Annotated in this window: 14 protein-coding genes; 11 read left to right on the forward strand and 3 right to left on the reverse strand. The window is 68.4% G+C overall.

All coding sequences use genetic code 11. The annotated features are described in order from the left end of the window. The first annotated feature begins 7 nt into the window (after window positions 1–7). On the forward strand, window positions 8–133 hold the full coding sequence (locus tag QF046_RS08050) for a hypothetical protein (RefSeq protein WP_307368176.1): 126 nt from the start codon (window positions 8–10) through the stop codon (window positions 131–133). Here the strand turns inward: QF046_RS08050 and QF046_RS08055 are convergent. Further along, entirely contained in the window at window positions 112–477 is a 366-nt protein-coding gene (locus tag QF046_RS08055) for a metalloregulator ArsR/SmtB family transcription factor (RefSeq protein ID WP_307368179.1), read from the reverse strand. The genes QF046_RS08050 and QF046_RS08055 overlap by 22 nt on opposite strands. Window positions 478–580: 103 nt before the next feature. Between QF046_RS08055 and QF046_RS08060 the strand changes: the two genes are divergently transcribed. The 6 genes from QF046_RS08060 (at window position 581) to QF046_RS08085 (ending at window position 5,858) form a co-directional block, all read left to right on the forward strand. Then, on the forward strand, window positions 581–1,108 hold the full coding sequence (locus QF046_RS08060) for a VOC family protein (protein WP_307368182.1): 528 nt from the start codon (window positions 581–583) through the stop codon (window positions 1,106–1,108). 5 nt (window positions 1,109–1,113) lie between these two features. Further along, on the forward strand, window positions 1,114–1,917 hold the full coding sequence (locus QF046_RS08065; protein ID WP_307368186.1) for a MerR family transcriptional regulator: 804 nt from the start codon (window positions 1,114–1,116) through the stop codon (window positions 1,915–1,917). Window positions 1,918–2,042: 125 nt separating this feature from the next. After that, window positions 2,043–3,341 carry a Na+/H+ antiporter NhaA gene (gene nhaA / locus QF046_RS08070; protein WP_307368189.1) on the forward strand — a complete coding sequence of 433 codons (1,299 nt, stop codon included), beginning with the start codon at window positions 2,043–2,045 and terminating at the stop codon, window positions 3,339–3,341. Between the two features lie 45 nt (window positions 3,342–3,386). Next, entirely contained in the window at window positions 3,387–4,076 is a 690-nt protein-coding gene (locus QF046_RS08075; RefSeq protein WP_307368192.1) for a TetR family transcriptional regulator, read from the forward strand. 50 nt (window positions 4,077–4,126) lie between these two features. After that, window positions 4,127–5,065, forward strand: coding sequence for an ABC transporter ATP-binding protein (locus QF046_RS08080; RefSeq protein ID WP_307368195.1), 939 nt, complete (start codon window positions 4,127–4,129; stop codon window positions 5,063–5,065). Then, the gene (locus QF046_RS08085; protein ID WP_307372785.1) at window positions 5,058–5,858 is read left to right on the forward strand and encodes an ABC transporter permease subunit; all 801 of its coding nucleotides are present in this window, start codon (window positions 5,058–5,060) and stop codon (window positions 5,856–5,858) included. Before QF046_RS08080 ends, QF046_RS08085 begins: the two co-directional genes overlap by 8 nt. Window positions 5,859–6,036: 178 nt before the next feature. Here QF046_RS08085 and QF046_RS08090 read toward each other — a convergent pair whose 3' ends face one another. Next, window positions 6,037–6,921 (reverse strand): aminoglycoside phosphotransferase family protein, encoded by an 885-nt coding sequence (locus QF046_RS08090; protein ID WP_307368199.1) that lies wholly within the window; start codon window positions 6,919–6,921, stop codon window positions 6,037–6,039. A gap of 254 nt (window positions 6,922–7,175) precedes the next feature. On the opposite strand from QF046_RS08090, the gene QF046_RS08095 reads away from it, so the two are divergent. From QF046_RS08095 to QF046_RS08105, 3 genes are all read left to right on the forward strand, one after another. Next, the gene (locus tag QF046_RS08095; protein WP_307368202.1) at window positions 7,176–7,604 is read left to right on the forward strand and encodes a MarR family winged helix-turn-helix transcriptional regulator; all 429 of its coding nucleotides are present in this window, start codon (window positions 7,176–7,178) and stop codon (window positions 7,602–7,604) included. A 113-nt stretch (window positions 7,605–7,717) separates the two neighbouring features. After that, window positions 7,718–9,334 carry an SPFH domain-containing protein gene (locus tag QF046_RS08100; RefSeq protein ID WP_307368205.1) on the forward strand — a complete coding sequence of 539 codons (1,617 nt, stop codon included), beginning with the start codon at window positions 7,718–7,720 and terminating at the stop codon, window positions 9,332–9,334. Between the two features lie 133 nt (window positions 9,335–9,467). Further along, a complete protein-coding gene (locus QF046_RS08105) occupies window positions 9,468–10,142 on the forward strand; it encodes a TetR/AcrR family transcriptional regulator (RefSeq protein WP_307368208.1) in 675 nt (224 codons plus the stop codon). Window positions 10,143–10,228: 86 nt separating this feature from the next. Here QF046_RS08105 and QF046_RS08110 read toward each other — a convergent pair whose 3' ends face one another. Continuing rightward, window positions 10,229–11,689, reverse strand: a complete 1,461-nt coding sequence (locus QF046_RS08110) for a collagen-binding domain-containing protein (RefSeq protein WP_307368212.1) — start codon at window positions 11,687–11,689, stop codon at window positions 10,229–10,231. Window positions 11,690–11,890: 201 nt separating this feature from the next. Here QF046_RS08110 and hrpB point away from each other — a divergent pair, with 201 nt between their 5' ends. Continuing rightward, window positions 11,891–14,449 (forward strand): ATP-dependent helicase HrpB, encoded by a 2,559-nt coding sequence (gene hrpB / locus QF046_RS08115; protein WP_307368215.1) that lies wholly within the window; start codon window positions 11,891–11,893, stop codon window positions 14,447–14,449. The last annotated feature ends 58 nt before the right edge of the window (window positions 14,450–14,507 follow it).

Genomic DNA, 14,507 nt, shown 5'->3' on the forward strand with positions numbered 1-14,507 from the left:
AGAGCCCGTGGAGAAAGCCCTTCAGACCCCTCGGATGCTGGTGACCGTGGTCATGGGCATGGGCATGGGCGTGGTCGTGCGCGTGGTCGTGGCTGTGCCCGTGCTGCGCGGTCATTCGCCTGCTCGATCCTGATGGTGGTGCCGCGGCGTCCCGCCGAGGGAGTGCTCGGCCTGGAAGATCGCAGAGGCGACGAGCTCGGAGGCGTGCTCGTTCTCGAGCCGGTAGAAGACCCGTTGCCCGTCCTGCCTGGTCGCGACGATCCGCGCGAGACGCAGCTTCGCGAGATGCTGAGAGACGGCCGCGGGCGACTTGTCGACGATGTCGGCGAGGTGGTTGACCGAGAGCTCCTCGGCATCCTGCAGCGCGAGGATGATCCGCACTCGCGTGGCATCCGCCAGCATCCCGAACACCTCCACCGCCAGCTCGACGAAGGAACTGTCCGGCGTGTATCCGCATCTCCGCGTATCTGCACTCATACGCAGATACTAATACAAACCGAGCCGGCCGAGTCCGGCCAAGATCGCATCCGGACCGCGCGAAGTTGACCCTCACGCGACGTGAGGATCCAGGCTGTCCCCCATGACTGACTATTTCAATGCATTCGAGATGAGCCCCGTCCCCGACGGCCCGGACGCCGTCGCTCCGGACCCGTTTCTCGGCATCTACGCGATGCCGATGTTCGTGAAGATCCAGACGAGAGACCTTCACGCGTCGACGGAGTTCTGGGTCAACGGACTCGGGTTCGTCGACTTCTTCAGCGTTCCCGGGCAGATAGTGCATCTGCGACGGTGGGCCTTCCAGGACGTCCTGCTCGTTCCCGCCGAAGATGCCGCTCCGCCGTCGGCATCCACCGTGCACGTGTTCGTCTCGTGCGTCCTCTCCCAGCTCGAGTCCGTAGCCGCCTCGTGCCGGGCCCTGTCGCCGGATTCGGTGACCGGGCCGTACGACACGGCGTGGAGAACTCGCGATATCTCCGTCGTCACCCCGGAAGGGGCGAATGTCACGTTCACGGCGGCGACTCCGTTCATCGCCGACAGCGACGTGGGGCGCGATTTCGCATCCGTCGGCATCCTCAGCCCGGATGACGTAGAGGGAGGAGCAGAATGACATCGATGGTCGACAACGAGATCGATGAGGATGCGACGGTCGGCGTGGCCGCCGACCTCCTCGGGTTGACCGTGCGCACTCTCCACCACTGGGACGAGATCGGCCTTGCATCGCCGTCCCGCCGCACTTCTGCCGGGTACCGCCTGTACACGTGGGATGACCTCGAACGCCTCAGTCGCGTCGTCGCCTACCGCGAAGCCGGGCTCACCTTGGACGCGATTCGGGAGGTGCTCGATGACGCGACTGCCGAGATCGGAGACACCCTGCGCGAGCAGCGGGCCCAGCTGGCTGAGAAGATCGTCGAACTGCAGAAGCTCGATGAACGACTCGAACGCATGACGGATGCGCACGAGCGCGGCATCCTCATGAGCGACGACGAGCAGCGCGAGGTCTTCGGCGAAGAATGGGATCCACAGCAATCGCGCGCGGCGCGCTTCGTCTGGGGAGGATCCAGACAGTGGGCACAGTTCGCCGAACGCTCCGCGTCCCGCTCTCCGGATCAGTGGCGCGCGCTCTCCGAGGCCATGTCTGCTCTCCAGCGCGACCTCGCTGACGCGGTGAGTCGAGAAGTGGAGCCCGGGAGCGAGGAGGCCGACGGGCTCGTCGAACGCCACCGGGAGCTGTTCTCGAACTTCTTCCCCCTGACGCGGCAGATGCAGGTCTGCCTGGGCCGGATGTTCGAGGCCGACCCGGGGTTCTCGGCGTACTACAACGGGATCGGCGAAGGCCTGTCCGCGTGGTTCCGCCAGAGCATCGACGAATCGGCGCGCCACCACGGCATCGATCCGGATGCCGCGACCTGGGAGTAGGTGCGTAGCGAAACCGCTCGCGCCCGCCGAGCTCAGCCGTATCCGCGCCGCCCGGCTAGAGTGATCCGTGGAGTGTCGGGAAGCCTGGTCGACGAATGCCCGCTCGTCGACCCGAAAGCTCCCTCATGGACAAGTCCTTCTCGCGACTCACCAGAGTCCGCGCCGTCTTCCCCTCCGCCTCCCGCATCGAGTCACGCCGCATCGGCGAGATCCTGCGCAAGGAGACCGTCGGCGGAATCCTCCTCGTCGCACTCGCGGCGATCGCGTTGCTGTGGGCGAACTCGCCCTGGGCAGAGGCGTACTTCGCGCTGCGTGACTTCGAGATCGGGTACGAGCCCTGGCATCTGCGCCTGAGTCTCGGCGCCTGGGCCGCAGACGGTCTGCTCGCCATCTTCTTCTTCCTCGTCGGCCTCGAGCTCAAGCGGGAGTTCGTCGCCGGGGACCTGCGCAAGTTCAGCACCGCCGTGGTCCCGATCGTCGCTGCCGTCGGCGGCGTGATCGTGCCCGCCGTGATCTACCTCGCCGTGGTGGCCGGATCCGCCGAGGAATCTCACGGGTGGGCGATCCCTACCGCGACCGACATCGCGTTCGCGGTCGCCGTGCTCGCGCTCATCGGATCGCATCTCCCCAGCGCGCTGCGGATCTTCCTGCTCACCCTGGCGGTCGTCGATGACCTCATCGCGATCGGCATCATCGCGGTGTTCTACACCGAGACGATCAAGCTCCTTCCCCTGGTGCTCGCGTTCCTCGCGATCGCGGTGTACGGCATGATCGCGCAGCGGTACCGGGACTTCTTCCACCTGCGTCCGACGGCCGCCTGGCTGATCCTGCTGCCCATCGGCGTGGGCGCGTGGGCGCTCGTCCACGCGTCGGGCATCCACGCCACGATCGCCGGTGTGCTGCTCGGCTTCACGATCCCGGTGCTCCACAAGCGGTCCGGTCACGGGACCGATGCCGCTCCCGGGCTCGCCGAGGTCTTCGAGCACCGGTTCCGCCCGCTGTCGACTGGCTTCGCAGTGCCGGTGTTCGCGTTCTTCTCCGCGGGCGTGGCGCTCGGCGGTGGGGAAGGTTTCGCGTCGGCGTTCGCAGACCCGGTCGTCGTCGGGATCGTCATCGCTCTCGTCATCGGGAAGCCGCTCGGCATCACTGCGGCGACCTGGATCATCACCAGACTCCGACGCATCAACCTCGACCCGTCGCTGAGATGGATCGACATGATCGGCGTCGGCCTCCTCGCCGGCATCGGGTTCACGGTCTCGCTTCTGGTGGCCGAGCTCAGTTTCGCCGTCACGAGTGAGCATCACGACCACGCCAAGGTCGCCATCCTGATCGCATCCGTCATCGCGGCCGGCGGAGCGTCCGTGCTCCTCGGGGCCCGCAACCGCCGCTACCGACGGCTCGCGCGCTCTGACGACGGGACCTGAAAAGGACTCTTGCCTCCGGCTGAACAAGCGTTTAACATGCTGACTATGCGTTCAGCATCCGAAGATCTCACGACCAGGGCGCGCATTCGCGACGCGGCGATCGCGCGGTTCGGCCAGCAAGGATTCGCCGCCACAAGTCTGCGACAGATCGCACAGGACGCCACGGTGAGTCCGGCGCTCATCCTGCACCACTTCGGCAGCAAGGACGGGTTGCGGGAAGCGTGCGACACCCACGTCGTGAGCGAGTTCCTCTCCGAGCGCGACGGGATGACCGGCGCCGACGCGTCACGCCTGATGCGGGAGGCGCTGGACTCGCTGGAGGGGCGCAACGTGGCCCTGGACTATCTCGCAGGGATGCTCGTCGACGACTCCGCCGCATCCGACCGGCTCTTCGACTCGTTCCTCGCCGGCACTCGAGAGATGCTGCGCGAACAGGTCGCCGCGGGCACGATGCGCGAGCAGACCGACCTCGAAGCCACAGCCGTGTACATGACGCTCTACGGCCTCGGTCCCGTCATCCTGCGCCGCCACCTCGCGCGCGCCTTCGGAGAGAGCACGCTGACGACGTCGTTGCTGGAACGCTCGACGATCCCCGTGCTGGAGCTGTACACGCACGGGCTCTATGCCGACGACCGATTGCTTGTCGCCGCGAAAGAGGCACTGTCCCGGCGCAGCGGCCCTCGTTCGGACAAAGGAGTGAACGACCCGAACCAGGACCCGGATCCGCCGCGCTGACGCGACCCCCGAACCTGATTCCTCGTCACCCTTCCGAAAGGAGCAGGGACATGAACCCTGCCATCGAACTGACCCGTCTTCGCAAGCAGTACGGTCGACGCACGGCCGTCGACTCCCTCGACCTGCGCATCGAGACCGGCACCGTCTTCGGGCTCATCGGCCCCAACGGCGCTGGGAAGACCACCACGCTGCGCATGATCCTCGACATCATCCGTCCCACGGCAGGCGCCATCCGGGTCCTGGGCGAGGACCCGCGCCAGGGCGGTCCCGCGCTTCGACGACGCATCGGCTTCATCCCCGGCGAACTCCGGCTCGATGGCCGGGTGACCGGACAGCGCATGCTCGACTTCTACGGGGAGCTTTCCGGGCCAGTGGGACCTGGAACGATCCGCGGCCTCGCCGACCGCCTCGACCTCGATCTGAGCCGCCCGGTGCACGCGCTCTCGAAGGGCAACAAGCAGAAGCTCGGCATCGTCCAGGCCTTCATGCACGAACCGCCGCTGCTCGTTCTGGACGAGCCCACCAGCGGGCTCGATCCGCTGGTCCAGCGAGAGTTCCTCCACCTCATCACCGACGCCAGAGACCGCGGCCAGACCGTGCTGCTCAGCTCGCATGTGCTCAGCGAGATCCAACAGACGGCTGATGCCGTCGCCGTCCTCAGCCAGGGGAAGGTGGTCGCTGAGGGTGATGTGGCATCCCTCAGGCTCGGTGCGATCCGGCGGGTGCGGGTAGGTCTCGCCGCGACGAACGAGACAGTGATCCGTGAACAGCTCGGTGCGCTGCCACACATCTCGGAGCTGGACGTACGCGGCGAGACGGACACTGTCCGGGTGAGCGCCACCGTCGAGGGCGACATCGACCCTCTGGTGAAGGTGCTCGCGCGGCACCGGGTCATCGACCTCGCGATCGAGGAGCCCGACCTGGAGGAATCCGTGCTGAGGCTCTACGGCGAGTCCTCCCGTCCAGAGGCGGGTGAGCGCGATGCGTGATGCGCTTCCAATCTTCCGGCGTGCGCTCCGCGAGAGCTGGCGCGGAACGCTGGGCTGGACCATCGGCGTCGCCGCGGTGCTGTTCATGTATCTGCCGCTCTTCCCCAGCATCGGCGGCAACGGGCAGATGCAGCAGATCATCGACAGCCTGCCTCCCGAGTTGGTGGGAGCGCTCGGCTATGACCAGATCGGCACCGGTGCCGGATACGCGCAGGGCACCTTCTACGGTCTCATCGGATTCCTCCTGCTGACCATCGCCGCCACGGCCTGGGGCGCGGGCGCCATCGCCGGAGCCGAGGAATCCGGGCGTCTCGAGCTGGACCTGGCTCACGGTGTGGGCCGTGTGGGATACGCGCTGGAGTCCGCCGCCGCCATCCTGGTCCGGCTCGTCTGGCTCGGTGTGTTCGCGGGCGCTGTGGTCGCCCTGCTCAACGATTCCGCTCAACTCGACATCGAACCGATCCGCATCGTCGACGCCACCGTCGTCTTCGTCGGACTCACCGTGCTCGCGGGGAGCAGCGCGCTCTTCGTGGGTGCGCTCTTCGGTCGCCGTTCCTGGGGAATCGCTGCCGGCGCAGGCATCGCTATCGCCGGGTACGCCTTCAACGCGATCGCGAACCAGGTCGAGGCGGCGGAATGGCTGCGGACGATCTCCCCCTACTCCTGGGCCTTCCATCAGCCTCCCCTCGTGGAGGGACTCAGCCCGAGCGGCGCCGTCGCGCTCTGGGCGCTGAGTCTCGTGCTCATCGCGGGAAGCGGGTGGGCGCTGCGCCGCCGCGACGTGATCGGCTGAGTCGATACGGGCGCTCATCCTCGCCTTCGGCACGCAGCGCGATGTCGAGCCCTGTGCGGCACTCGCCGAACGGCTGCAGAGCGGGGGCCATGTCGTCCTGCCGAAGCGGCGACGCTCGCCCCGTGCATCACGGCGGGGCGGGGACGACTGCAGCCGGGGCGCGGGAAGAGCGTCGTTCTCATGCCGTCGTCAGGTCGGCCACGTCGCTCAGCACGGCATCACGTGAGCGCCCGTATTTGGCAAGCACCTCTTCGGAGGAACTGATGAGGGCCTTCCACAGCGCCCAGGCGGCTCCTCGCAACCATGCATCCCCCGGCAGCTCCAGCCGGTCGCGCAGTCGATCACGTTCGGGAGAACTGCAACTCAACCATGCGAAGGCGAGGTCGCAGGCGGGGTCCCCGACGCACGTCTGGCCGAAGTCGATGAGCGCCGCCAATCGGCCGCTGCTGTCGAACAACATGTTGCCCGGCGCGACATCGCCATGAACCCACACCGGCGGCCCGGTCCACACCGTGGCCACGGCCGCATCCCAGAGCGCCCGACATCCCTCAGCGCGACGTCTGTCCAGCAGCGGGAGCCGGCCCTGCACCTCCTCGCCGACCGCACTGACGTGGCAGCCGCGGTAAGCAGATGCGCTTCCCGCCCACGGGCCTCCGACCGTGTCGCAGTCCTGCAACGCCTTCAGGGCATCACCCAAACTGCTGATGGCGCTGTTCCGCTCGCGCGTCTCAACCGCGGCCAGAGTGTGCCCCTCGATCCACTCGCGAACGGACCAAGGTCGGTTGAATGCCGCCGAGGGGACCCCTGTCGCCACTACCCGGGGGATCGCGACGCCAAAGCTCGATCCGAGGATCGCGAGGGATTGCTCCTCCCGGACCAGGCCGGCGACGTAGCCGTCAGCGCTCGGGAGGCGGACAGTCATCCGGTCGCCCAGCCGGAAGGTGCGGTTGTCCCACCCCTGAACCTCCACCGGGCGGACCGGCAACTCCGACCACTGAGGAAACTGCTCCGATACGAGAAAGCGAACCAAGGAAGAAGTGATCTCTTCGGAAGCGGCGGCCATCGCGCCAGCTTAGTAAGCGACCGCACGGGCACTCGAGAAACCACAGATGTCCGTCACGATTTCCGTGATCAAACCTTTACATTCGTTACCGCGCCGTTATACACTCATCGCACGGTGAATGTTTGCTGTGGCATACACCGCATGTGATTGCAGGACACTCTTGGTGCAAGGGACAAAGGGCCGGTCGGAAGCCTCTCCGACCGGCCCTTACTGCGTGGACGACGCATGTCGGCGCACGCCAGTACGCTGAGTGCATGACCGACCGCCAGCTCGCCCTGCAGGCCTGGGAGGCTATGTTCCGCGCGCAGCACGAACTCTTCGGCCGGATGGCCTCCGACTTCGACGGCGCCGAGATCACCCAGGCCGAGTACGACGTACTGCTCACCGTGGTGCGCGGGCGCACCACATCCGCCCGCCTGCGCGCCATCACCGCGAACTCGCTGATCAGTCAGCCCAGCGTCTCGCGCCTGATCGATCGCATGGTGTCGCGCGGCCTCCTCACCAAGGCGTCCGACCCCGACGACCGCCGCGGCGCGATCGTGACCGCCACGGATGCCGGGGCGCGAGCCTTCCGCACTCTCGCCGCATCGCACGGCCGCACCATCGCGCAGCTGATGTCGTCACTCGATGACGGCGAACTCGCCACCCTGCTCGCGCTGACGAACAAGCTGCGCGGCAACTGAGTCGCGACTCCGGGCAGTCTGACGGGCAGAAGAACCCATCCGGCGACTCCCGCCGCGATGCCCATCTCTGGCAAGGTGGACGGAACCACACTTTCTGAGGGGAAAGGTTCACTATGGAGATCGCCGGAGCAATCGGCATCCTGATCATCATCGGCATCGCTGTCGTCGCCGTCATCATCATCGGACTGATCCTGCTGCTGTTCGCACGCAGCTGGATCAAGGTCGCGCGTGCCGACGAGGCCCTGGTGATCTCCGGGCGCAAGCAGAAGGTGCAGCGGGCGATCATCAACGCCGACGGCAGCACCAGCTCCGAGATGGCCGAATCGCCCGTGACGGTGATCGTCAACGGCAAGTCCCTGGTGAATCCGATCACGCAGCGCCACGAGATCATCTCGCTGCGCTCGCGTCAGGTGTCGCTCAACGCCGAGGCGCAGTCGCTCGACAGCGTCACCCTGAACGTCGACGGCGTCGCCATCGTGAAGATCGGCTCCGATCCGCTCTACGTGCGCCGCGCCGCCGAGCGCTTCGCCTCGCAGGACTCCGCGATCGAGCAGTTCACCACCGAGCAGCTCGAGGGCGCCCTGCGCGGCATCGTCGCGACGCTCTCCGTCGTCGAGCTCATGCGCGATCGCAAGAAGTTCTCGGATCAGATCGCCGCCGACGTCTCGCAGGATCTGGCCGAGCAGGGTCTCATCCTGGACTCGTTCCAGATCAAGGGCATCACCGACAAGGTCGGCTACATCCAGTCGCTCGGCGCCCCGGAGATCCAGGCGAAGCGTCAGTCCGCCGAGATCTCGCAGACCAACGCCGATCGCGCGATCAACCAGAAGAACATCGCCAACAACGAGGCGAACCTGGTCGAGCAGACCGCGCTCGACACCAACACGGCCAACGCCAACGCCGGCATCGGCCGCGCGCGCGCTGAGGCCGAGCAGGCCGAGCACCTCGCCCGCGCCCAGGCCGAGCAGGCCGTTCTGCAGCAGAACGCCGAGAACCGTCAGGCGCAGCTGGATGCCGACGTCAAGCGCGTCGCCGACGCGCAGCGGTACGAGGCTGAGACCCGTGCCCAGGCAGAGCTCTTCACCCGCGAGAAGGCGGCCGAAGCGGCCGCGATCGAGCAGGTCAAGCAGGCCGAAGCCCGCACCCGCATCGCCGAGCAGCAGGCCGAGGCTGACAAGGCCCGTGCCGCAGGTGAAGCGGCCGCCGCCGAGGCGAAGGCCACCGGTGAGGCCAACGCACTGCGCGCACAGGCAGACGCCGAAGCTCAGGCCCGCCGTCTGCGCGCCAACGCCGAGGCCGACGCCATCCGCGCCGAGGGTGAAGCCCGCGCCGCCGCCGTCGAGGCAGAGGCCAAGGCCATCGCCTCCAACCAGGAAGCATTCCTCTCGCAGCGCGTGCTCGAGACGCTCCCGTCGATCATGGCCGAGTTCTCCAAGGGTTACGCCGCGATCGGCAACGTGTCGATCATCGGCGGCTCCGGCGAGGACGGCGCCTCCAGCGTCGTCGGCAGCGACAACGCGATCGCGCTGCGTTCCGTGTTCGACAGCGTGAGCGCCGCCACCGGCCTCGACCTCGCCGGAATCATCCAGGGCCAGGCCGTCGGTCGCGGCATCGGCACCGGCGTCGCGCAGGCGACGGATGCAGCATCCGCTGCATCCAAGCCCAAGGCCGCGAAGCGTCCGTCGACGCCTCCCGCTCCCCCGGCTCCCCCGGCGCCCGCCGCCGAGTGAGCTGATCCGCGAAAGGAGCCGCCCCGTGTTCGGGGCGGCTCCTTTTCGCATCCCGCGCGCCCTCGCATCCGCATCGCAGGCCTCTCCGGTGATAGTTTGTATGCCTCCGCATGCGTCGTTTCAGGAGGCACCATTGGAGTCTTCGCGGTCCAAGGCAGAACTGCTCGATGCCGCCGCGCGCGAACTGCTCCATTCCGGATATGCCGCGTCCTCGCTCGCCTCGATCGCAGCACGGCTGGGCCTGACGAAGGGCGCCCTCGGTCGCAAGTTCCCGGCCAAGAAGGACATCGCCTGGGGAATCATCGACACCCTGCGCGAGGTCATCGCCGAGGAGAGCTCACGCGCCCTCGAGCTGTATCCGCACAGCGGAATCCGTGCGATGATCCGGTTCCTGCTCGCCGTCGGAGTCCGCGCCGCACAGGAGCCTCAGATCGCAGCGGGCGCCGTGCTCATCACAGACCGGGCATCGCCGGCATTCGAGGTGGCCGAGGTTCTCGACGGATGGGTGCTGGCGCTCCGCCGGTTCCTCGAAGTGGCTCTCGACTCAGAGGAGTTGCCTGCGGGCACCGACCTGGAGGAGCTCTCGGAATACATCTTCGTCACCAACCTCGGAGAGGCCATCTTCGGCGCGCGCGCCTACGCTCCGCCGCGCTCGACTCCACGTCTTCGATTCATGCGGGTCACCCTTCGGTACGCGGGTGTCGCAGACGCAGACGATCTGATCGATGAGGTGTGGGGTGGATTCAGCGCGGATGCGCTCGAAGGGCTTCCCACTCGTTCGACGTTGAGGCGCCACTCGCAGCCATGACGAAGGGGTGGGACCGCAGACGATCCCACCCCAACTTCGGGTTCTCGATACCAGGACTCGCGTGGACGCCCGGTATCCGCCGGTCGCTAAGCGCGTGACTTGCGGCGCACCAGCAGCAGGACTCCACCCACCGCGAGGAGCATCGACCCGCCGGCGAGCAGCGGCCAGTTCACATCTGCGCCGGTCAGAGCGAGACCGTCATCCGCGGTGCTCGGATCGGTCGGGTCGATCGGATCCGTCGGGTCCGTGGGATCGGTCGGGTCCGTGGGATCAGTCGGATCGGTCGGGTCCGTGGGATCAGTCGGATCCGTGGGATCCGTCGGGTCCGTCGGGTCCGTCGGGTCCGTGGGATCGGTCGGGTCCGTGGGATCAGTCGGATCCGTGGGATCAGTCGGATCCGTCGGGTCCGTGGGATCGGTCGGATCCGTGGGATCGGTCGGATCGGTCGGAGCCGTGGGATCGGTCGGGTCCGTGGGCTGTTCGCAGGGGAGCTTCCCGAGGAACGTGTGGTGATGCACCTCGCCACCTCCGGCAGTGGTGATGTCTCCGCCTGCGAACCACTGACCGTTGGTCGTGACGCCCGAGTTGAAGTTCAGGCTCGCCTTCGGGGCCCAGATCGCACCGAGCGCGAAACCGTCGATCGTGACGTCACCGGCCACATCGGACATGTCGAGCATGATGTAGCGGGCGAGCGACTGCTGCGCGCCCTTCTGAGGCGACCACCCTTCGAAGTTCAGCGCGCCGATGCTCGTCGTGCCCGCTTCGACGCGGATCACGAGCGGGGCATCAGCGGTCGGAACGTAGCCGTCCGCCCTGTCCATCTTGATGGTTCTGCCCGCAAGGTCGGCGTAATCGATCACGTTCGGGCGGTCGGTGGCGAATCCGCTGAGGAACACCATGCCGCCTTGGTCGTCCGCCACGACAGAGCTGCTCAGGCCGGACGCCGGGTCGTACATCGACGCCAGGCACTGCGCCGTCTGCGCCACGCGTGCGTCGACATCCGGGAAGTACGCGGCGACAGAGGACTCTGCGGTCCGGTAGTCGGCGATGTCGGAGCCCGCGAACGGGACGTTCTTCAGGTCGATGTTCCCGCCGTCAGGGTTCGTGACGCGCAGGAAGTTGCCGCGCTCGGCGGCCGTGAAGCCGTCGATGTCGACCAGTTTCACCACGGCGTTCGCCTCGGGCGAGTCCGATGCGATCGTGCCGGAGTCGTCACGGTTCGACAGGTCGAAGGACCCCGCACCGGTGAAGCTCGCCGCGAGGATCCTCACCGGGGCGCCATCGATCGCCGGCACCGTGTATTCGGCCTCACCCGCGGCGGAGTGCAGGACGGGGTACCCATTCTGGTTTCCGGTGGAGATCGAGCCGAACGCTGCGGCAGATCCCTCGATCTCGCCGTTGTTCAGATGGATGTCGCCCTGCGCGACAGTGGTGAACCCGCCGTTGATGTCGAAAGGGTTGAAGGTGGATGTGGCTGCGGCCGCTGCCTGCATCCCGCCCCCGCCGACGGCTCCGGCGACCAGCACCGTGACCCCCAGACCCGTCAAGCTCCGCTTCCAGCCCGCGACCGCGGGCGGACGTGATGAAGTACCCAAGATTCTCTCCCCCATGAGGTGCTGTATACACACAAAAAGACGCCTGCGGAATGCACCCCTGAAGACCGTAGACGTTCGTCTACGCAAGGATAGCCAAGGTTACCAGGGCGCGCAAAAGCAGCAGCGGCCGCCCAGGCACGGCAGACTGGAGACGTGACACGAACGGCGTTCGACCTGGCGCGGATCGGCGACGGTCTCAGCTTCGCCGCCGCCCTCGACGAGCTCACGGCCGCGCTCGATTCGAGCACCTCCGCCATCGTCTCCGCTCCACCGGGAACAGGAAAGACCACACTGGTTCCTCCGCTGCTGGCATCCCGCACCTCCGGCCGCGTGATCGTCACCCAACCGCGCCGGGTCGCCGCCCGCGCCGCCGCCCGCAGGCTCGCGCACCTCGACGGCACGCCGCTCGGCAGCCGCGTCGGCTTCACCGTTCGCGGCGAGCGCTCGGTCGGGCCGCAGACCCGCGTCGAATTCGTCACCGCGGGCGTGCTGCTGCGGCGGATGCTGAACGACCCGGGACTCGACGGGGTGGGCGCGGTCATCATCGACGAGGTGCACGAGCGAGCACTGGAGACCGACCTGTTGATCGGCCTGCTGAGTGAGGTGCGCCAGCTGCGCGATGACCTCGTGCTGGTCGCCATGTCCGCCACACTGGACGCCGAACGCCTCGCCGCCGTGATCGGGACGGACTCCGGCCCCGCCCCGATCGTCGACCACACGGTTCCGGCGTTCCCGCTGACCGAGCGCTGGGCTCCGAGTGCCGCGCCACGACTCGATGAGCGTGGCGTGACGCGGGCCTTCCTCGACCATGTCGCCCGCGTCACGGCATCCGCTGCCCGAGATCTGAACCGGGACGATCCCGCGGCCGACGTGCTCGTCTTCGCACCCGGTGCCCGAGAGGTCTCCGAGATCGCCCGCCGCATCCGGGACACTGCGAGCGGGTTCGACGTGCGGGAGCTGCACGGGCAGATCCCGGCGGCAGAGCAGGATGCCGTCATCCGCGGACGCCGCGAGGATGATCCGCCCCGCATCATCGTCACCACCTCCCTGGCGGAGTCGTCGCTGACCGTTCCGGGCGTGCGCCTGGTCATCGACAGCTGCCTCTCCCGTCACCCGCAGCGCGATACGGCGCGGGGTATGAGCGGGCTCGTCACCACGAGCACACCGCGCTCGTCCGCCATCCAGCGCGCCGGCCGCGCCACCCGCCAGGGCCCCGGCATCGTCATCCGATGCGTCGACGAGCGCACCTTCGCAGCCGCCCCGGCGCGGCCGGCTCCGGAGATCGCCACGACCGACCTCACGGATGCCGCGCTGCTGCTCGCCTGCTGGGGCACTCCCGGCGGCACAGGCCTCCGCCTGATCGACCCGCTCCCCGCCGACAGCATCGCCGATGCGCATCAGGTTCTGCGCGGTCTCGGCGCCATCGACGAGGACGGACGGGCGACCGCCGAGGGCCGCGCGCTCGCCCGCATCCCCACCGACCCGCGCCTCGCCCGCGCCCTGCTCGACGGGTCGCCGCTGGTCGGCGCACAGCTCGCCGCGGAGGTCGTCGCACTGATCGGCGGCGACCAGCGGATCGGTGATGCCGACGTGACCGCCGCCGTCGTATCCCTGCGGAACCGGCGTGGACCGGATGCCGCCCGCTGGGCGCGCGAGGTCGATCGGATGCTGCGCTTCGCCCCGGACGGCGGCCGCACGCGCCCGAGCATCGACGACGTCGGGCTGGTGATCGCGCTCGCCTTCCCCGAGCGGGTCGCACGGCGCATGGACCGCACGGCAGACGGAGCGACGTTCCTGCTGGCATCCGGGACCCGCGCCGCCGTGCGCGGCTCGCTGGCGGGCGCCGAGTGGCTGGCGGTCGCCGACGTCGCCCGAGCATCCGGGCGCGCGGCGGCCGGATCGGGGGCGGTCATCCGCGCGGCAGCAACTCTCACCGAGAGCCAGGCGGCGCAGGCAGCCGACCACCTGCTGACCGACCGCGTGGAAGCCGAGTTCGTCGGCGGCCGGGTCACCGCCCGCCGGGAGCGGCGGTTCGGCGCCATCGTGCTGTCGTCGGTGCCGCTGCGTGCGACGGCCGAGGAGGGTCGCGGCGCGGTGCAGCGGGCTCTGCGGTCGCAGGGGCTGGATGTCTTCACCTGGTCGGATGCCGCGGTCGAGCTGCGCCGCCGCCTCGCGCTGCTGCACCGCGAACTGGGGGCACCGTGGCCGGCGGTGTCGGATGCCGCGCTGCTCGCCGACCTCGACAGCTGGCTCGCCCCGGAGGTGGATGCCCTCGCATCCGGGACACCCGCAGGACGAGTGAACCTCGCACCCGCTCTGCGGCGACTGCTGCCCTGGCCCGCCGCCGTGGACTTCGATGAACTGGCGCCCGAGCGGCTCGAAGTGCCCACCGGCAGCCGCATCCGCATCGCCTACCCGCCGCTGGACGAGCCGACCGCCCGGCCGGTGGTCGCCGTGAAGCTGCAGGAGTGCTTCGGCTGGGCGGAGACACCGCGCCTGGTCAGCGGGCGCGTGCCGGTGCTGTTCCACCTCCTCTCCCCCGCCGGACGGCCACTGGCGGTCACCGACGACCTGGCCTCGTTCTGGTCGGGCCCGTACGCGCAGGTGCGCGCCGAGATGCGCGGCCGGTATCCGAAGCATCCGTGGCCGGAGGATCCCTGGGCCGCAGCTCCTACGCGCCATACGAAGAACCGCGGCGCGCGCCCGTCCTGAGGCTTCGCAGGTCACAACACGCCGCGTCTCCGCGCCGCATGCGACCATTCGCGCCCTG

The sequence above is a fragment of the Microbacterium sp. W4I4 genome, from assembly GCF_030816235.1.
GTDB lineage: Bacteria > Actinomycetota > Actinomycetes > Actinomycetales > Microbacteriaceae > Microbacterium.